At 71.5% G+C, this 18,707-nt stretch carries 14 protein-coding genes, 1 tRNA gene and 1 pseudogene; 14 read left to right on the top strand and 2 right to left on the bottom strand.

The features are described from left to right. From HCN52_RS11855 to HCN52_RS11840, 4 genes and pseudogenes are all read left to right on the top strand, one after another. Positions 1-134 (top strand): annotated as a pseudogene (locus HCN52_RS11855) (zinc-dependent metalloprotease); the annotation flags it as partial. An 82-nt stretch (positions 135-216) separates the two neighbouring features. Next, positions 217-666, top strand: a complete 450-nt coding sequence (locus HCN52_RS11850) for a molybdenum cofactor biosynthesis protein MoaE (protein WP_245175060.1) — start codon at positions 217-219, stop codon at positions 664-666. Between the two features lie 147 nt (positions 667-813). Next, entirely contained in the window at positions 814-1,047 is a 234-nt protein-coding gene (locus HCN52_RS11845) for a hypothetical protein (protein ID WP_168088374.1), read from the top strand. A gap of 25 nt (positions 1,048-1,072) precedes the next feature. Beyond that, positions 1,073-2,191: a YlbL family protein gene (locus HCN52_RS11840; protein WP_168088382.1), complete on the top strand. Its 1,119-nt coding sequence runs from the start codon at positions 1,073-1,075 to the stop codon at positions 2,189-2,191. A 97-nt stretch (positions 2,192-2,288) separates the two neighbouring features. Here the strand turns inward: HCN52_RS11840 and HCN52_RS11835 are convergent, their stop codons facing one another. Beyond that, on the bottom strand, positions 2,289-2,876 hold the full coding sequence (locus tag HCN52_RS11835) for a PPA1309 family protein (protein WP_245175059.1): 588 nt from the start codon (positions 2,874-2,876) through the stop codon (positions 2,289-2,291). Between the two features lie 131 nt (positions 2,877-3,007). Between HCN52_RS11835 and HCN52_RS11830 the strand changes: the two genes are divergently transcribed. Together HCN52_RS11830 and HCN52_RS11825 are read left to right on the top strand one after the other, a co-directional pair. Continuing rightward, positions 3,008-6,121, top strand: a complete 3,114-nt coding sequence (locus tag HCN52_RS11830) for a UPF0182 family membrane protein (RefSeq protein ID WP_168088386.1) — start codon at positions 3,008-3,010, stop codon at positions 6,119-6,121. Between the two features lie 100 nt (positions 6,122-6,221). Further along, positions 6,222-6,298, top strand: a tRNA-Met gene (locus HCN52_RS11825). A 205-nt stretch (positions 6,299-6,503) separates the two neighbouring features. Here the strand turns inward: HCN52_RS11825 and HCN52_RS11820 are convergent. Next, the gene (locus HCN52_RS11820; protein ID WP_168088381.1) at positions 6,504-7,718 is read right to left on the bottom strand and encodes an ROK family transcriptional regulator; all 1,215 of its coding nucleotides are present in this window, start codon (positions 7,716-7,718) and stop codon (positions 6,504-6,506) included. A 218-nt stretch (positions 7,719-7,936) separates the two neighbouring features. Between HCN52_RS11820 and HCN52_RS11815 the strand changes: the two genes are divergently transcribed. The 8 genes from HCN52_RS11815 to HCN52_RS11780 all read left to right on the top strand — a co-directional run. Further along, positions 7,937-9,424 (top strand): sugar ABC transporter ATP-binding protein, encoded by a 1,488-nt coding sequence (locus HCN52_RS11815; protein ID WP_168088385.1) that lies wholly within the window; start codon positions 7,937-7,939, stop codon positions 9,422-9,424. Further along, a complete protein-coding gene (locus HCN52_RS11810; protein ID WP_376767118.1) occupies positions 9,421-10,488 on the top strand; it encodes an ABC transporter permease in 1,068 nt (355 codons plus the stop codon). The genes HCN52_RS11815 and HCN52_RS11810 overlap by 4 nt, the downstream gene beginning before the upstream one ends. Positions 10,489-10,726: 238 nt before the next feature. Further along, complete coding sequence (locus tag HCN52_RS11805; protein ID WP_168088380.1) at positions 10,727-11,785, top strand: substrate-binding domain-containing protein; 1,059 nt, start codon at positions 10,727-10,729, stop codon at positions 11,783-11,785. 64 nt (positions 11,786-11,849) lie between these two features. Next, a complete protein-coding gene (locus tag HCN52_RS11800; RefSeq protein WP_168088379.1) occupies positions 11,850-13,061 on the top strand; it encodes a Gfo/Idh/MocA family protein in 1,212 nt (403 codons plus the stop codon). Beyond that, on the top strand, positions 13,058-14,080 hold the full coding sequence (locus HCN52_RS11795) for a sugar phosphate isomerase/epimerase family protein (RefSeq protein WP_168088378.1): 1,023 nt from the start codon (positions 13,058-13,060) through the stop codon (positions 14,078-14,080). Before HCN52_RS11800 ends, HCN52_RS11795 begins: the two co-directional genes overlap by 4 nt. Positions 14,081-14,511: 431 nt before the next feature. After that, positions 14,512-15,501, top strand: coding sequence for a sugar phosphate isomerase/epimerase family protein (locus HCN52_RS11790; RefSeq protein WP_168088377.1), 990 nt, complete (start codon positions 14,512-14,514; stop codon positions 15,499-15,501). A gap of 136 nt (positions 15,502-15,637) precedes the next feature. Continuing rightward, positions 15,638-17,764 (top strand): PQQ-dependent sugar dehydrogenase, encoded by a 2,127-nt coding sequence (locus tag HCN52_RS11785; RefSeq protein ID WP_168088376.1) that lies wholly within the window; start codon positions 15,638-15,640, stop codon positions 17,762-17,764. Positions 17,765-18,104: 340 nt separating this feature from the next. After that, a partial coding sequence (locus tag HCN52_RS11780; protein ID WP_168088375.1) for an SEL1-like repeat protein occupies positions 18,105-18,707 on the top strand: 603 nt, incomplete at its 3' end.

The raw sequence follows: 18,707 nt of genomic DNA, 5'->3' as shown, positions 1-18,707 counted from the left end.
AGCAGGGACTGTTCCAGCCGGAGGACACCCCCGAGCAGAAGGCGGCGCTGGCGCGGCTGGAGACCGCACTCGCCCTGGTCGAGGGGTGGGTGGACGCGGTGGTGCACGCCGCCGCCGCCGCTGACGGGCCCGCCTGCCGCACCCCCGCCCGCCCGCGGTGACCGGCGGGTGGGGCGGCGCACCGGCCCGGGCCGCCGGTGGGGGAGCATGGTGCGCATGAGGACCGAGGAGCCCATCCGTCTGCTGGCCGTCCGCGAGACCCCGATCTCCCTGGACGAGGTGTTCGACGCCGTCCCGCACACCGAGGCGGGCGGCACCGCGTTGTTCGTCGGCACCGTCCGGGACCACGACGGACACGCCGACGGGGCGGCCGTCACCTCATTGGCGTACGAGGCGCACCCCTCCGCGGCGGCTCGGCTGAGGGAGGTCGCGGAAGCCGTCGCGGCCGACTTCCCGGTCCGTGTGCTGGCCGCCGTCCACCGGGTGGGTGAACTGCGCGTCGGGGATGTCGCGGTCGTCGTCGCGGTGGCCTGCCCGCACCGCGAGGAGGCATTCGCCGCCTGCCGCAGGCTCATTGACGACCTCAAGCGGGACGTTCCCATCTGGAAGCACCAGACGTTCGCGGACGGATCACGGGAGTGGGTGGCCGCCTGCGAGTTGCCGTGAGCGCGCCGGTGCGCCTCGCCGCGGACACCTCCGCCGGGCCCCGGGGGCGGCGTCCGGAGCGGTTGCAGGACCCCTTGCACGGGACCAGCGTTGGTCTTCCGGCAGCACAGGGAACTGCTTCTGGGACGGTCCAGGTGGGAGGTACTCATGGCGGCGTTGGTCTGGTTGTTCTTCCCGGTCATCGCATCACTGCTGGCGGCGCTCTGGGGCTCGTGGGCAACCCGCAGGCGCTCGGGGGTCGGTGGCGGGCGCGACGCGTCGGGGGTCCGGGGTCACGAGGCGTTCCGCGCCGCGATGGAGCGGCCGACCCGCGTCGGGGAGCGCCCCGCTCCCGCGCCGGCGCCGACCCCGCTGACCTCGCCCGCCCCGGCGGACGGCTGACGGGGCCATCCCGTACTGTCGATCCATGCCACGCCGCATCGCCACCCTGCTGACGTCGGGACTGCTGCTCCTCGGGCTGCTGTTCGCCGCGCTGCTGGTGAGGGTTCCGTACGCGCAGATGTCCCCGGGGCCGACCGTGAACACGCTCGGGGAGCACAACGGGGTGCCGGTGCTCGACATCACGGGCACCGAGACCTACGAGACCTCCGGTCACCTCAACATGACGACGGTGCGCGTCACCGGCGTCAACTACCGGATGTCCGTCGCGGACGCGATGCGGGGCTGGCTGTCGCCCCGCGCCGGGGTCGTGCCCTACGAGACGCTGTACCCGGACGACCGCACCGCCGACGAGGTCGACCAGGAGAACGCGGAGGAGTTCAGCCGCTCGCAGGAGAGCGCCAAGGCCGTCGCGCTGCGTGAGCTGGGGTACGAGCTGGAGAGCGAGACCATCGTGGACTCGGTCGTCCGCGGCGGCCCCGCCGAGGGCGAACTCCGCGCGGGCGACGTCATCCTGGAGGTCGACGGCGAGCCGATCGACGAGCCCGCGCAGGTCGCGGAGGTCGTGACGCGCCACACCGCCGACGAGAAGGTGGTCTTCACCGTGCGGCGCCCGGCCGACGAGGAGGAGGCCGCGGCCACCGCGGCGAGCGACTCCGCGGACGAGGGCGCGGACGAGGGGGCCGACGAGGTGCTCGACGTCACCGTCACCACCGCGGCGGCGGAGGACGACGGCCGGGCGATCGTCGGCATCCAGGCCGGCACCGCCTACGTCTTCCCGTTCGAGATCGACATCGAGTTGGCCGACGTCGGCGGCCCCAGCGCCGGCCTGATGTTCGCGCTCGGGATCATCGACAAGCTGACGCCCGAGGACCTCACCGGCGGCACGTTCGTGGCCGGGACGGGGACCATCGCGGAGGACGGCCGGGTCGGGCCGATCGGCGGCGTGCTGATGAAGACCATCGCCGCCCGGGACCAGGGCGCCGAGTACTTCCTGACGCCGGAGGCCAACTGCCGCTCGCTCCGGGACGGCAGCGCGCCGGACGACCTCACGCTGGTGTCGGTCGGCACGCTGGACGACGCCCTGACCGCGCTGGAGCACATTCGCGCCGACGAGCCCGGCGAACTCACCACCTGCGACGACTGACCGCCGCCGCCTCGCGCGACGGCCGTGACGGACGGGCCCGGTGCCGACGCCGACCGGCGTCGGCACCGGGCCCCGTCTGCCTGCCGCGAGGGGCCGGTCAGGACTCGAAGGTCGCAGCCAGCGCCTCGGCCAGTCCCGGCACCAGGTCGCGGCCGGTGAGGACCTCGGTGTCCGCGTCCTTGGCGCGGAGCCGCACCGCTGCCTCCCGTTCGCCGTCGCGCAGCACGCCCACGGTCATGCGGACCTCCTGGCGCTCGGGGTGCTCGGCGACCCACGTGGTGAGTGCGTCGATGTTCTCCTCCTCCCGCAGCTCGTCGGGGACGGCGGCCTCCGCCTCGGGCGGCAGCATCAGCCGTTCCACGGTCAGCGCGCAGCCGACGACCGCGTCGGGCCAGGCGATGGTGGCGAGGAACTCGTCGAGCGGGGCGTCCGGCGGCAGTTCCTCCTGCTCCACCGGTGTGAGCGAGCCGCCGATCGGCTCCTCCTGCGCGGGGTCGAGGCCGAGACGGTCGGCGAGGGCGGGCTCCTCGGAGCGGAGCCGGGCGGTGTCCACGAGGGCGAAGAGGCGGGCGGGCTTGTCCCACCCGAGTCCGGAGACGTAGCCGTCGATCTCCAGCACGGCGCGGGTGAGTGGTGCGGTGGCCATCTGACCTGCCCCGGACGGGGCGGAGTGGGTGTTGTCCATGTCTATATCGTGCCGTGACCCACCCCGGGAACGGGAACTGAGTAAAGCTTGAGTAAGTTACTAGGGTGGGCTTCCCCCTAGCCCAGATTCATCCGCTGCGAATCTCAGAGGTGCGCACCTTGGCTTTCCAGATGCCGGACCGGGGCTCGGGCGGCCCCAAAGGTCCGAACGGGCCCAGAGGCCCACGTGGCCCCGGAGGGCCGGGCGGGTCAGGAGTACCGCGGTTCACGGTCGGGCGTCCGTCGAGGGGCGCCAAGACTCTGTTGATCACCGCGGCCATCCTTGCCGGCCTGGCCATTCTTTTCGCGATGTTCGCCGGGTTCTGGACGGACCTGCTGTGGTACCAGTCCGTGGACTACACGCGGGTCTTCACCACACAGCTGTTCACCCGGATCGGACTTTTCGCCGTCTTCGCCGTCCTCATGGCGCTGGCGGTCGGGTTCAACATCTGGCTGGCTCACCGGATGCGTCCGCCGCTGAGCGGGATGTCGCCGGAGCAGCAGAACCTCGACCGCTACCGGATGAGCATCGCACCCTACAAGAAGTGGGTGCTGATCGCCGTCTCGGTCCTGGTCGGCCTGGTCGCGGGCGGTTCCGCGGCCGGTCAGTGGCGGACCTGGCTGACCTGGGTCAACGGCACGTCCTTCGGCGTGACCGACGCCCAGTTCGGCCGTGACATCTCCTTCTTCGCCTTCGACCTGCCGTTCTATCGCTTCCTCCTCGGTATCGGGTTCGCGCTGGTCGTCGTCTCGCTGATCGCGGCGGCGGTGACGCACTACCTCTACGGCGGGATCAAGGCGTCCAGCCCGGGCAACCGGATCACCGCGGGCGCCACCGGCCACCTCTCGGTGCTGCTCGGTCTGTTCGTCTCGCTGAAGGCCGTCGCGTACTGGTTCGACCGGTACGGACTCGCCCTCAAGAGCAGCGACTTCCGCAACGCGGACGGCTGGACGGGTCTGCGGTACGTGGACGCCAACGCCTACCTGCCGGCGAAGACGATCCTCACCATCATCGCGATCATCTGCGCGGTGCTCTTCTTCGCCACCCTGTGGCGGCGGATGTGGCAGCTCCCGGTGATCGGCCTGGGGCTGATGGTCCTCTCCGCCGTGCTGATCGGCGGGGTCTACCCGGCGCTGGTGCAGCAGTTCCAGGTGCGGCCGAACCAGCAGGCCGTGGAGACGCCGTACATCGAGAAGCACCTCGCGGCGACCAAGGAGGCCTACGGCATCGACACCGCCGAGAAGGAGTCCTTCGGACGCCAGGAGGCCGCGGCGGTCACCGACGAGAACCGGCAGGAGCTGCGCAACAGCGTCAGCGATGCCGCCTCGATCCGCCTGGTCGACCCGAACGTGATCTCCCCGGCCTTCCAGCAGCTCCAGCAGATCCGCGGCTACTACCAGTTCGCGAGCACGCTGGACGTGGACCGCTACCCCTCGGCCGACGGCCAGGGCGACCAGGACACCGTCATCGGTGTGCGTGAGATCAACATCGAGCGCCTGCCGGACCGGAACTGGATCAACGACCACTTCCGCTACACCCACGGCTTCGGCGTGGTCGCGGCCAAGGGCGACGAGATCCTCGGCAACGGCACCCCCTCCTTCACGGAGAAGGAGCTGCCGCCCGTCGGTGACCTCGGCGAGTACGAGCCCCGGATCTACTTCGGCGAGGCGACCAACCACTGGTCGATCGTCGGCGGTCCGCAGCCCGAGCTGGACTACATCCGCGGCGACAGCGGCACCGACGAGGAAGCGGCCGACGAGGCCGCCGAGGGTGAGGGGACCGAGGGCGAGGACCAGGCCGAGTCCGAGGAGCCCACCGAGGAGCAGCCCGCGAGCTCCGGCGAGGAGCAGGACTACAGCTACACCGGTGAGGGGGGCGTCGGGCTGAACAACTACTTCCGCCGCGCCGCCTACGCCCTCACCATGGGCGAGCCGCAGATCCTGTACTCCGGTGCCATCGGCGAGGGTTCCAAGATCCTCTACAAGCGCACCCCGCAGGAGCGTGTCGAGGCGGTCGCCCCGTGGCTCTCGCTCGACGGTGACCCCTACCCGGCGGTCGTCGACGGCCGGGTGCTGTGGATCGTGGACGCCTACACCACCTCCAACGGCTACCCGTACTCCTCCCGCACGGTCCTGGACCAGGCGACGGAGACGGCGCTGACCGACGCCCAGCGGCAGGTGCTGGCGCAGCAGAACCAGATCAACTACATGCGCAACTCCGTCAAGGCGACGGTGGACGCGTACAGCGGTGAGGTCGTCCTCTACGAGTGGGAGGAGGACGAGCCCGTCCTCCAGACCTGGAAGAAGGCGTTCCCGGGCACGGTCACGCCGAAGGACGAGATCAGCGAGGAGCTGCTGGCCCACCTCCGGTACCCGCAGGACCTCTTCAACGTCCAGCGGGACCTGCTCCAGCGCTACCACGTGGACAGCGCCAGCCTGTTCTTCGCGGGCGGTGAGCGCTGGGTCGTGCCCCAGATGCCGGGTGAGTCCTCGGGCACCGTGGTGCCCTCGTACTACCTGTCCATCCGGATGCCGGACCAGGACCAGCGGAGCTTCTCGCTGACCACCACGTTCAACCCGCGCGACCGTGAGACGCTCGCCGCCTACATGGCGGTCGAGGCCGACGCGAGAAGCGACGACTACGGCAGGATGCGCATCCTGACGCTGCCCAACAACACGACCACACCAGGTCCGCAACAGGTGCAGTCGCGATGGAACGCGGAGCCGGACATCGCGCAGCAGATCAACCTGCTGACGCGGGGCGACTCCCAGGTGGACTACGGCAACCTGCTGACGATTCCCCTGGGCGAGGACGACCTGCTCTACGTCGAGCCGCTCTACGTCCGCGGCGCGGGCGCCAACTATCCGCGTATGCAGATGGTGCTCGCCTCCTACGGCGACGAGTTGGCGTTCGAGCCGACGCTGGGCGAGGCGCTGGACGTGCTGTTCGGGGTCACCGAGTCCGGCGACGAGGTGGAGGCCACTCCGCCGGCGGACCCGGACGACCCGGACGCCGGGCAGGACGAGCAGGAGCCCGACGGCTCGGAGACACCGGCCGAACTCGCGGGCGAGCTCTCGGACGCCATCGAGGAGGCCGAGCAGGCCTTCGCCGAGGGCGACTGGGCCGGCTTCGGTGAGGCTCAGGACCGGATCAAGGAACTGAGCCGCCAGCTCGACGAGGCGCTGCGACCGGAGGGGTCCGACGAGGACTCCGGCGACTCCGGTGACACGCCGTCGGACGAGTGACGCCCCCGCTCGCGTGAGGTCACCGCCCCGCGCTGTGGTAATGTTTCATCTGTCGCCAAGGGGAAACCCGAGGCGGGAGGCCCCCGAGAGGGGACCACGGCGCGGGGTGGAGCAGTTCGGTAGCTCGCTGGGCTCATAACCCAGAGGTCGCAGGTTCAAATCCTGTCCCCGCTACCAGGTGGACGAGGGTCCGCATCCGAAAGGGTGCGGGCCCTCGTTTCGTTGTGCCGGCAGACGCGGGAGAGGGGTTCCGTCGCCTGCCGCGTGCGGGGGGGCGGTGGACGGCCGCAGGCAGGGGTCCGGGCCCGCCGGCCGGGCGGCGACCCGCTGCCGGCAGGGGCGGCAGCGGGCGCCTGCCCCGCGGCTCTCCGGAGCCGCCGGGTCAGGCGGTGAGCAGGGCGTCCAGCTGGCTCGGTGCCAGGGCGTGCTCGATGACCATGAAGGCGGCGCCCTGGATGCCGGCGTGGCCGTCGGGCCCGGCCTGCACGATCCGCAGGTGCTCGGTCGCCAGCGGCAGCGACCGCTGGTAGACGACCTCCCGCACCCCGGCGATCAGGTGCTCGCCGGCCTGGGCGAGTGCGCCGCCGATCACGACGACGGAGGGGTTGATGAGGCTGACCGCCGTGGCCAGCACCTCCCCGATGTCCCGGCCCGCCTGCCGGACCAGGCGCAGCGTCGGCACGGAGCCGCTGCGGGCGAGCGCCACCACCTCGGCGCTGCCGCGGGCCGGCACGCCCTGTTCGGTCAGGCGCGCGGCGACCGCGGCGCCGCTCGCCACCGACTCCAGGCAGCCGATGTTCCCGCACCGGCACAGGACGTCCGCGACGTCCGCGTCGTGGGGGAGTCGCACGTGCCCCATGTCGCCGGCGACGCCCTGCGCGCCCCGGTGCAGCCGGCTGTCGATGACCAGGCCGCTGCCGATGCCGGTGGCGACCTTGACGAGAATGAACTGCGACTCGTCCGGCCAGTTGGTCCGGTGTTCACCGAGCGCCATGATGTTGACGTCGTTGTCCACCAGTGTTAGCGCGTCGATGCGGGAGCGGACGAAGCCGGGGACGTCGAAGCCGTCCCACCCGGGCATGATCGGCGGGTTGGTGGGGCGTCCGGAGGAGAACTCCACCGGCCCCGGGAGTCCGATGCCGATGCCCAGCAGTTCGCCGGCGGAGCGCCCCAGCGTCGCCAGCAGCTCCAGTCCGCGTTCCTGGAGGTGGCCGAGGACCACCTCGGGCCCGCGGTCGATGTCGATCGCCTCGTCGTCCTCGATCAGTACCTGACCAGCGAGGTCGGTGACGGCGAGCTTGACGTGGGTGGCGCCGACGTCCGCGACCAGGACCACGCGGGCGTCGGGGTTGAAGGCGAAGAGCGAGGGCGGCCGCCCTCCGGTCGAGCGCCCCTTCTCCGCGTGGCGCAGCAGCCCCGAGTTCATGAGCAGGTCCACGCGTTCGGCGATCGTGGACCGTGCGAGCCCCGTCTCGGCCGAGAGCTCCGCACGGGTGCGGGGTCGGCCGTCCCTCACGAGGTCCAGCAGTGCGGCTGTTCCGACCGTGGCGTTGACCGCGAAGAGCGGCAGCGGTCCACTGGCGGAGGTGGCGGTCATGACGTGCCTTTCCATCCGATGCCGCAGTCACGAAGGTGGGGGCGTTCACGGTACAACGCCCTGATCTTCCTCCATGCCGGAGCATACCTTCTGACAGGTAAGGCTGAACTTTCTATTGACCACCGGCAAAAGTGGCCCTACGTTCATGCGCCATGGGAGCCGCACACCAGGCGCCGGACGAGTCCGCGGGCGCCAGTGACCATCAGCCACTGCTGCAGATGCACGACATCGTCAAGCACTTCCCCGGCGTCAAGGCGCTGGACGGCATCGACCTGGACGTCCGGGCGGGCGAGGTCCACTGCCTGCTCGGCCAGAACGGGGCCGGCAAGTCGACCCTGATCAAGGTTCTCGCCGGTGCCCACCAGCCGAACGCCGGCCGCATCACCTGGCGGGGCGAGGAGGTGCGGCTGCCGAACCCGCAGGCAGCCATCAAGCTCGGGATCGCCACCATCTACCAGGAGCTGGACCTCGTCGACGGCCTCACCGTCGCCGAGAACATCCACCTGGGGCACGAGCGCCGCAACCGCTGGGGGCTCAACGCGGCCGGTGAGTCCAACGCCGCCGCGGCGGAGCTGCTCGCCCGGCTCGGCCACCCCGAGGTCTCGCCCACCACCGAGGTGGGGCGGATGTCCGCCGCCGGCAAGCAGATCGTCTCCATGGCTCGGGCCCTCTCGCACGACGCGAAGCTCATCGTCATGGACGAGCCCTCGGCGGTCCTGGACCAGGAGGAGGTCGGCCGGTTGTTCCGCGTCATCCGCGACCTCACCGCCCAGAACGTGGCGATCGTCTACATCTCCCACCGCCTGGAGGAGATCCGGGAGATCGGCGACCGCGTCACCGTCCTCAAGGACGGCCGCACCGTCGCCACCGGACTGGAGGTGGCGGACACCCCCACCAAGGAGGTCATCCGCCTGATGACCGGCCGCTCCATCGACTACGTCTTCCCCGACCGCGGCGAGGGCGCGCCCCCCGGCGACCCGGTGCTGCGGGTCGAAGGGCTGGGCCGCACCGGCGAGTTCAGCGGTGTCAGCTTCGGGGTGCGCCCCGGGGAGATCGTCGGCATCGCCGGCATGGTCGGCTCCGGCCGCTCCGAGATCCTGGAGACGATCTACGGCGCCCGCAAGCCCACCACCGGCAGCGTCACGGTCGCGGGCAAGCGGCTGCGGCCCGGCCGGGTGGGTGCCGCGATGGCCGCCGGCATCGGGTTCGCCCCCGAGGAGCGCAAGAGCCAGGCGCTGGTGCTGGCCGACCCGATCTACCGCAACGTGACGATAGCGAGCCTGCCCCGGTTCACCCGGCGCGGCTTCATGGACTCCGACGCCGAGCGCAAGGCGGCCGCCGACAGCACCGGCACGCTCGATCTGCGCCCCAACGACGTCGAACGCGCCGCCGGGACCCTCTCCGGGGGCAACCAGCAGAAGGTCGTCCTGGCGCGCTGGCTGCTGCGCGACTGCAAGGTGCTGCTGCTGGACGAGCCCAGCCGCGGCGTGGACGTCGGTGCCCGCACCGAGATCTACGCCCTGGTCCGGTCGCTGGCGGCGAGCGGCATCGCCGTCGTCGTGGTCTCCAGCGAGATCGAGGAGGTCATCGGCCTCTCCGACCGCGTGCTGGTGATTTCCGACGGGAGCCTGGTGCACGACTGCCCGGCCGACGAGATCGACGAGCACCAGGTGCTCGACATGGTGATGGAAGGTGAGGTGGCGTGAGCCTCCAGACGAGTGCCGTGGAGTCCGGCGACGGGCCGGACCTGCGCAAGGACGTGCCGGAAGGGAAGGGCGCTGCCGGTGGCGGTCTCCGCGACCGGGTGACGACCCTGCTCTCCGGCTCCGCGGGCCGCAACCTGGGCCTGGTCATCGCCCTGCTGCTGCTGTGCCTGATCGGTCTCATCACGGCCGGTGACCGGTTCGCCAGCCTCGACAACATGATGACCGTGCTGCGCCTGTCGTCGGTGATCGGCGTGGTGTCGATCGGGATGACCTTCGTCATCATCGGCGGCGGCATCGACCTGTCGGTCGGCGCGATCATCGCGCTGGCGTCGGTGTGGGCCTCCACCCTGGCCACCCAGGCGATGGCGAACGACACCCACTGGATCGTGATGGTCACCACCGCGCTGATGGTGGGAGCCGCGTGCGGTCTGATCAACGGGTTGTTGATCGCCTACGGACGCATGGCGGCCTTCATCGTCACCCTGGCGATGATGGCCGCGGCACGGGGCCTGGCGGAGATCATCGCCGGCCGGCGGACGCAGGTCGTCTCGGTCGGTCCGTTCCTGGACTTCTTCCGGGGCTCCCTCTTCGGGGTGCCGCGACTTGTGATCATCTTCGCGCTCGTCGCGATCGCCGGCTGGGTCGTCCTCAACCGCACCGCCTTCGGCCGCCGCACGCTGGCCGTCGGCGGCAACCCCGAGGCGGCGCGGCTGGCGGGCATCAACGTCAAGCGCCACCAGACGATGCTGTACGTCCTGCTCGGTCTCGCCTGCGGTCTCGCCGCGGTCATGCTGATGGCCCGCACCACCGCCGGCACCTCCACCCACGGTGGGATGTACGAACTGGACGCCATCGCCGCCGTGGTGATCGGCGGGACGCTGCTCAGCGGCGGTCGCGGCACCATCGTCGGGACGGTCATCGGCGTGCTGATCTTCCAGACCCTGACCAACATCTTCACCCTCAACAACCTCGACACCTCCACCCAGGCGGTGGCCAAGGGCGCCATCATCGTCGTCGCGGTGCTGCTCCAGCAGCGGATGGCGGCGCGCTCCACACCCGGCTGACCGGGCGCGGGGGACGGGCGCCGCGACCGGCGGCCCGCGTCCCCCGCGCCACCCCGCACCGCGCCCCGCGCGCGGACCGGTTCCTGCGGGACCACCCCCGGCCCCAGCGGGCCGACCCCGTTCCTCGGTTTCGGACCACCGGCGACGCCCCACGCCGGCTGGCCCCCCCCCGCGTCGGAGCTGTGACGACTCCCGGCGCACCAGGCCGCACCTCTTGCTCCCGAAAGGCAGGACCGTCATGTCCGCTACCGCCAGATCCCGCCGCACCCGCAACCTCGTCCGCATCGGTGCGCTGACCGCTGTCGCGGCGCTGGCCGTCGGCTGCACCTCCAACACCCCGGCGGCGGAGAGCGACGACGACGGCGGCGGCACGAGCGCCGTCAGCGACAACGACGAGACCGGTGACACCGTCGTCATCGGCTTCTCCGGTCCCGCCGCCGACCACGGCTGGCTCGCCGCGATCAACTCCGCCGCGCAGTCCGAGGCCGAGAAGTACGACGACATCGACTTCCGCATCGCCGAGGGCACCAACGACCCCTCGATGCAGATCAGCCACGTCGAGACCTTCATCAACGACGGCGTCGACGCGATCGTGCTGCTGCCCACCGACGGCGCCGCGCTGACCGAGGTCGCCACCGAGGCCATGCAGGCCGGCATCCAGGTCGTCAACGTCGACCGCGAGTTCTCCAGCGAGTTCGCCGCCCGCACCACGGTGCTCGGCGACAACTACGGCATGGGCGTCTCGGCCGGCACCTACGCCTGCCAGCTGGTGGAGGAGAACGACCTGGGCGACGCCGTCATCGCCGAGATCGCCGGCATCGACTCGCTGCCGTTGACGCAGGACCGTTCCCAGGGCTTCGAGGACGCGCTCGCCGAGTGCGGTCAGGACGTCGACCGCCGCGTCGCCGCCGAGTTCACCGTGGAGTCCGGCGAGGCGGCCGCCTCGAACCTGCTCCAGGCGGCCAACGAGATCGACATCATCTGGAACCACGACGACGACCAGGGGGTCGGCGTCAAGGCGGCGTTCGACAACGCCGACCGCGACGAGTTCTTCTTCATCGGTGGCGCCGGCTCGGCCAACGCCATGCGGTGGATCGAGTCCGGCGAGATGGAGGCGACCGTCCTCTACCCGCCGACGCAGGCCGCCGACGGCGTGCGCCTGGCGCGCCTGCTGGCGCAGGAGAAGGGCCTGGCCGACCTGGTCCAGGTCGAGGTCCCGCGGCGCGTCGTGCTCAACGCCCCCGTGGTGAACGCGGACAACGTCGAGCAGTACATGCCCCTGGGCTTCGAGTCCTGACGAACCGGTCGGCGGTAGCGACCAGCGGCCCGACGGGCCGTAGACGGCGGAAGAGGGAGACAGGATGAGTGGCGCCGAGCGGCGGTCCATCGGTATCGGGATGGTGGGCTACGCCTTCATGGGCATGGCCCATTCCCAGGGCTGGCGCAATGCCAGGAGCTTCTTCGACCCGGCGCTGACGCCCCGGTTGGTCGCCCTCGGCGGCCGCAACCGGGCCGCGGCGCAGGAGTTGGCCAGACGGTTCGACTGGGGAGCGGTCGAGACCGACTGGCGGGAGCTGGTGGCGCGGGACGACGTCGAGCTGGTGGACATCTGCACCCCGGGCGACACCCACGCCGAGATCGCCGTCGCGGCGCTGCAGGCCGGCAAGCACGTGCTCTGCGAGAAGCCGCTGGCCAACTCCGTCGCCGAGGCCGAGACCATGGCTGCGGCCGCCGAGACCGCCGCGGCGTCCGGTGTCCGCTCCATGGTCGGGTTCACCTACCGGCGGGTGCCCGCGGTGGCGCTCGCCCGCAAGCTGATCGCGGAGGGCCGGATCGGCCAGGTCCGGCAGGTCCGTGCCGAGTACCTCCAGGACTGGCTGAGCGACGCCGACGCCCCGATGTCCTGGCGGCTGGAGAAGGACCGCGCCGGTTCCGGTGCGCTGGGCGACATCGGCGCCCACGCGGTGGACCTCACCCAGTACCTCACCGGACTGCCGGTCACCGGCGTCAGCGGGCTCACCGACACCTTCGTCCCGGAGCGTCCGCTGGCCGACGGGTCGGGGACGGGGCGGGTGACGGTGGACGACTCGGCCGTCTTCCTCGCCCGGCTGGCCGGCGGCGCCCCCGCCACCTTCACCGCCACCCGGTTCGCCTCCGGCCGCAAGAACGCGCTGCGGATCGAGATCTCCGGCACCGAGGGGGCGCTCGCCTTCGACCTGGAGGACATGAACGCCCTCCACCTCTACGAGGACGCCGTGCCCTCCCGCACCCGCGGCTTCACCCGCGTCCTGGTGACCGAACCCGACCACCCCTACGTGTCGGCCTGGTGGCCGCCGGGGCACATGCTCGGCTACGAGCACGGCTTCTCGCACCAGGCCGCCGACCTGCTGACCGCCATCGACACGGGCCAGGACCCGGCGCCGTCCTTCGCGGACGGGCTGGCGGTGCAGCGCGTCCTGGCCGCCGTCGAGGCCAGCGCCGCGGCGGACAGCGCCTGGACCGCCGTCGACACCACCCCGGTCGCCCCCGCGGGGGAGACCGTCCCCAACCGAGAGCCGGAGGCAGCGCGATGAGCCGACCGATCACCCTGTTCACCGGCCAGTGGGCCGACCTCCCCTTCACCGAGGTGGCCCGACTGGCGTCCGAGTGGGGCTACGACGGACTGGAGATCGCCTGCTGGGGCGACCACCTCGACGTCCGCCGAGCCGCGGAGGACGACGCGTACCTGAAGTCGCGCCGCGACATCCTGGAGCAGCACAACCTCGGGGTGTGGGCGATCTCCAACCACCTCACCGGGCAGGCCGTCTGCGACAACCCGATCGACCACCGCCACCGCGCGATGCTGTCGGACCGGGTGTGGGGCGACGGCGACGGGGAGGGCGTGAGGCGCCGCGCCGCCGAGGAGATCCAGTACACCGCGCGCGCCGCCAAGCGGCTCGGCGTGGACACCGTCGTCGGCTTCACCGGCTCCTCCATCTGGCAGTACGTCGCCATGTTCCCGCCGGTCGGCCAGGAGTACATCGACGCCGGCTACCAGGACTTCGCGGACCGCTGGAACCCGATCCTGGACGTGTTCGACGAGGAGGGCGTGCGGTTCGCCCACGAGGTCCACCCCTCGGAGATCGCCTACGACCACTGGACGACGGTCCGCACCCTGGAGGCGATCGGGCACCGCGAGGCGTTCGGTCTGAACTGGGACCCCAGCCACATGGTGTGGCAGGACATCGACCCGGTCGGCTTCCTGCTCGACTTCGCCGACCGGATCTACCACGTGGACTGCAAGGACGCCCGTCGCCAGACCGGCAACGGCCGCAACGGCCGCATGGGGTCCCACCTGGCGTGGGGCAACCCCCGCCGCGGCTGGGACTTCGTCTCCACCGGCCGGGGCGACGTGCCCTGGGAGCGGTCCTTCCGCGCGCTGGAGACCATCGGCTACCGCGGCCCCATCTCCATCGAGTGGGAGGACGCCGGGATGGACCGGCTGCACGGCGCGCCGGAGGCCCTGGCCTACGTGCGCGGCCAGCTCTTCGAGCCCTCCTCGGCCTCCTTCGACGCGGCGTTCAGCTCCTCGCGCGACGGCGAGGACGGCTGAGGCCCACTCCGACGTGCCGGGGCGGAGCAGCGGACCGCCCCGGCACCACGCCCCACCGGCCGCGCCGGGCCCCACCCCGGCCCGCGCGTCCGCCGCAGCACCGGACACCGCGCCGCCCGGCAGGACCGCCGGCGGCCCGTGGCCGCATCGCTCATGAGCCGCACCACCCCGAGCCGCACCACTCCGCGCGCCGGGCGGCGCTCCACCTCTTCCCCCCACCGGTGGACCGCCGCCCGGACAGCGCCCCGCCGCCCGAACGGGCCGGCCCCTCGACGCCCCCACGGGAGCGCCCCGCTCCACCACCCCCCACACAACCCGTCCCAGCCGCACCCCTGTCACACCACACGCGTCAACCTCGTGTCCCCGCCCGGGGACGGCCCCCACCCGCACCGCCGCCGAGCCGCAGCGGTCCGGGAGAACAAGGAGTCGCCATGTGTTACGGATTCGACGGTGAGCGTCCTCTGGAACGCTCGCTCGCCCAGCGCGGGTCCTCCCGCCGCACCGTGCTCCGCTCCACGCTGGCCACGGCCGCCGCCGGTGCGGTCGCCGCCACCGGTCTCGCCGCCGCCGCGCCCGCCGCGGCCGCCCCGGCCGCCGCTCCCGCCCAGGGCCGCAAGCCCTCGGGGCGTCCGCTGGTCCCGCCCGGCCAGATATCCATCCAGCTGTGGACGGTCCGCGACGACCTCAACGGGGAGCGCGGTTTCGACGCCACCCTCCGCGAGATCGCGAAGACGGGCTACCCGCGGGTCGAGCAGGCCGGCGGCTACTTCGGCCGCTCCGCCAAGGAGCTGCGCCGGTTCTACGACCGGCTCGGCATCAAGGCGACCTCCAGCCACGAGGGGGTCAGCGAGACCAACACCGCGCTGGACACCAAGATCGCGAACGCCAAGGCGCTGGGGCAGTCCTACATCAACGTGCCGTACCTCGCCTCGGAGAACGCCGACGACTGGCGCCGCTGGGCGGACCGCATGAACGAGGAGGCCGCCCGGGCCAAGCGGGCCGGCATCAAGTACGGCTACCACAACCACGCCCACGAGTTCACCGTCGACCTCGGCCGCGGCCGGACCCCGTGGTCGATCCTGACCGAGCGGCTCGACCGCCGGCTGGTCCACCTGGAGATCGACCTCTACTGGGCGGTGCGCGGCGGCATCGAGAGCGGTGACGGGGTGAAGGACCCCGAGGGCTTCGCGCTGGAGGTCATCCGGCGGGCGCCGCAGAAGACCCTCCAGTACCACGTGAAGGACCGCAACCCCGAGACCGGCGGCTTCGCCGACGTCGGCACCGGGCACATCGACTTCCCGCGGATCTTCCGGGCGCACTCCGTGAAGGAGTACATCGTCGAGAACGACACCCCCGACGTGACCCCGTTGCAGACGGCCCGCGTCGGCTACCGGTACCTCCGCGGCCCCAAGTGCCGCTGACCGGAACCGAGGACCCCCACCGGGGGGCCGGAGGAGTCCCCGCGGGCTCCTCCGGCCGCATCCCCCGCCCGGCCCTCCGCCCCGGCGGAGCGGCACCCCGAACCACCCTGCACCATCCCCACGAGAGGGAACGCCCGTGATACGCAGATCCGGCCTCGTCGCCGCGGTCACCGTCCTGGCCGCCTCCATGCTCGCCCTGCCGGCCACCGCCCACCCCGGCCACGGCGACCCCGAACCGCCCCCGGCGGACTCGGAGTTCCAGAAGGTCGTCCTCAACGACATGCCGGGCGAGCCGATCGACCTCGCCGTGCTCCCCGACAAGCGTGTGCTGCACACCACGCGTGACGGCCAGGTGTGGCTCAACGACCCGAAGACCGGGCTCAACACGCTCGCCGGCGAACTCGACGTCTACACCAACGACGAGGAGGGGCTCCAGTCGGTCGCCATCGACCCGAAGTTCGACGGCAAGAAGAACCGCTGGGTCTACCTCTACTACGCGCCGCCGCTGGACACCCCCATCGACGACCCCTCCACCCCCGACGTCAACGAGGGCGAGGCGCCCTGGACCGGCGACCCGGAGGACTTCGAGCCCTTCAAGGGCGTCAACCGCCTCTCCCGGTTCGAGCTCAAGGGCGACAGGATCGACCTGAGCACCGAGCAGGAGATCATCGACGTCGAGCAGGACCGCGGCATCTGCTGCCACGTCGGCGGGGACATCGTCTTCGACGCCAAGGGCAACCTGTACCTGTCCACCGGTGACGACACCAACCCGTTCGAGTCCGACGGCTACACCCCGATCGACGAACGCCCGGACTCCAACCCGGCGTTCGACGCGCAGCGCGCCTCGGCCAACACCAACGACCTGCGCGGCAAGGTGCTGCGGATCAAGGTCGAGAAGGACGGCTCGTACACCATCCCCAAGGGCAACCTCTTCAAGGCCGGGACGCCCGACACCCGGCCGGAGATCTACCTGATGGGGCTGCGGAACCCGTTCCGCATCGAGCTCAACCAGCGGACCAACGAGCTGTACGTCGCCGACTACTCGCCCGACGCCAAGGACAGCGACCCGGCCCGCGGTCCCTTCGGCCAGGGCAAGTGGTTCGCCGCCAAGAAGCCCGGCAACCACGGCTGGCCGTACTGCATCACGCCCGACCAGCCGTACATCGAGTACGACTTCGCCACCGGCGAGTCCGGTGAGGCGTTCGACTGCGCCAAGCCCGTCAACGACTCGCCGCGCAACACCGGCCTGCGGGAGCTGCCGCCGGTGGAGCAGCCCGACGTCTACTACGGCAACGAGATCTCGGACAGGTTCCCCGACCTCGGCACCGGCGGTGTCGGTCCGATGGCCGGCCCGGCGTACGACTACGACAAGAAGGCCACCAAGGGCCGCAACCCGGTCGCCTGGCCGAAGCAGTACGACGGCACCCCGCTGTTCTACGAGTGGACCCGCGACTACATCAAGGGCTTCCACGTCCAGAAGAACGGTGAGGTGGCGATCGAGGACGTCGTGCCCGGCATCGACCTCAGCTCGGTGATCGACATGGAGTTCGGCCCCGACGGCGCGCTCTACATCCTCGAGTACGGCAAGGGCTACTTCTCGGAGAACGAGGAGGCCCGTCTGGCCCGCATCGACTACATCGGCAAGAACGGCAACCACGCCCCGGTGCCGCAGGTCAGCGCGGACGTCACCGACGGCCAGGCGCCGCTGACGGTCTCCTTCTCCAGCGAGGGCACCACCGACCCGGACGGCGACAAGCTGAAGTACGCCTGGGACTTCGAGTCCGACGGGAAGATCGACTCCCGCAAGGAGAACCCGACCCACACCTTCACGGAGAACGGCGTCTACCGGGCCAACCTGACCGTGACCGACGTCGGCGGCAAGCACCGCGGGAAGTCGGCCTCCGCCGAGGTCCGGATCGTCGTCGGCAACGAGACGCCCGTCGTCGAGTTCGTCACCCCGCAGACCGGTGACGAGTTCTCCTTCGGCCAGCTGGTGAACTTCGAGGTGAAGGTCACCGACGACCAGCCCGTGGACTGCAACCGCGTCACCGTGACCTACATCCTGGGCCACGACGACCACGGCCACCCGATGACCAGCGCGGCGGGATGCACCGGTTCCATCCGGACCTCGCTCGCCGGCGGTCACGACCCCGAACGGGACAACCTCCGCGGCGTGTTCGTCGCCTCCTACACCGACCCCGGTGAGGACGGCCTGCCGCCGCTGACCGGCACCGCCGAGGTGGTGCTCAACCCGGTCGGCTGAGCCGACCACGACCCCGACCCGCCGCACGGCGGGCACGGAGCCGGCGCGACGGCCCCGTGAACCACCGCCCCTGCGGGCGGCGGACGAGTACCGGTGACGCCGGGCGGTGAGGACACCGCCCGGCGTCAGCCGTTGGGCAACAGTTCGGAACCTTGCCGCGTCCGGGGCTCATGGGATGCGGGAGACCGGGCAGCGATACTGCGGGCAGGGTTGGTCAACTGTGCTCGCGATCCGGGTTTTGACGGTTTGAATATCGGGAAGTCGACAAACCTACAAGTTACTTCTCGCGTCGCACAAACCAACGTGCACGCGGCATTCAGGTGGTGCGACGATGGACCTTATGGGGGACGTGACGAGGTTCGACAGCGGGGCTGCATCGGCCGCGCGGGAGGGGGCGCGACTGCTGCGGCGCGGCGACCTCGAGGGCGCCGAGGCACCGCTGCGTGCCGGTGCCGCGGAGGGGGACCGCTCCGCGGCCAACAACCTCGGCCTCCTCCTGCACCAGACGGGCCGCACCGAGGAGGCGCTGACCTGGTGGCGCTCCGCCGCCGTCGCCGGTTCGGCCCCCGCTGCCCACGCCCTCGGCCGGGTGCAGCGCGACCGCGGCGACGAGGTCGCCGCCGAGTACTGGCTCCGGCAGGCCGCCGACGCCGGCCACGACTCCGCCGCCTACGCCCTCGCCGACCTGCTCGACCACCGCGGCGAGGACGAGGCCACCTCCTGGTACCGGGTCGCCGCCGAACGCGGCCACCGCGAGGCCGCGTACCGCTACGCCTCCCGTGCCGACGAGCCCGAGACCTGGTACCGCTTCGCCGCCGCCCGCGGCCACCGCCGCGCGGCGCTCCGCCTCGGCGCCCTGCTGGAGGAGCAGGGCCGTGCGGCCGAGGCCGGCCGCTGGTACCTCGACGCCGCCGAGTCCGGCGAGCCCCGCGCCGCCTGCGCC

The organism is Streptomyces bohaiensis, from assembly GCF_012033785.1.
Lineage (GTDB): Bacteria > Actinomycetota > Actinomycetes > Streptomycetales > Streptomycetaceae > Streptomyces > Streptomyces bohaiensis.
Note: the sequence above shows the minus strand (reverse complement) of the source record. Positions and strands in the feature narration are given on the sequence as shown.

What these genes read in the sequence shown, in the direction of transcription:
- HCN52_RS11850 (WP_245175060.1), top strand. Translation starts at nt 217, where the DNA reads ATGAGGACCGAGGAGCCCATCCGTCTGCTGGCCGTCCGCGAGACCCCG.
- HCN52_RS11845 (WP_168088374.1), top strand. Translation starts at nt 814, where the DNA reads ATGGCGGCGTTGGTCTGGTTGTTCTTCCCGGTCATCGCATCACTGCTG.
- HCN52_RS11840 (WP_168088382.1), top strand. Translation starts at nt 1,073, where the DNA reads ATGCCACGCCGCATCGCCACCCTGCTGACGTCGGGACTGCTGCTCCTC.
- HCN52_RS11835 (WP_245175059.1), bottom strand. Translation starts at nt 2,876, where the DNA reads ATGGACAACACCCACTCCGCCCCGTCCGGGGCAGGTCAGATGGCCACC.
- HCN52_RS11830 (WP_168088386.1), top strand. Translation starts at nt 3,008, where the DNA reads ATGCCGGACCGGGGCTCGGGCGGCCCCAAAGGTCCGAACGGGCCCAGA.
- HCN52_RS11820 (WP_168088381.1), bottom strand. Translation starts at nt 7,718, where the DNA reads ATGACCGCCACCTCCGCCAGTGGACCGCTGCCGCTCTTCGCGGTCAAC.
- HCN52_RS11815 (WP_168088385.1), top strand. Translation starts at nt 7,937, where the DNA reads ATGCACGACATCGTCAAGCACTTCCCCGGCGTCAAGGCGCTGGACGGC.
- HCN52_RS11805 (WP_168088380.1), top strand. Translation starts at nt 10,727, where the DNA reads ATGTCCGCTACCGCCAGATCCCGCCGCACCCGCAACCTCGTCCGCATC.
- HCN52_RS11800 (WP_168088379.1), top strand. Translation starts at nt 11,850, where the DNA reads ATGAGTGGCGCCGAGCGGCGGTCCATCGGTATCGGGATGGTGGGCTAC.
- HCN52_RS11795 (WP_168088378.1), top strand. Translation starts at nt 13,058, where the DNA reads ATGAGCCGACCGATCACCCTGTTCACCGGCCAGTGGGCCGACCTCCCC.
- HCN52_RS11790 (WP_168088377.1), top strand. Translation starts at nt 14,512, where the DNA reads ATGTGTTACGGATTCGACGGTGAGCGTCCTCTGGAACGCTCGCTCGCC.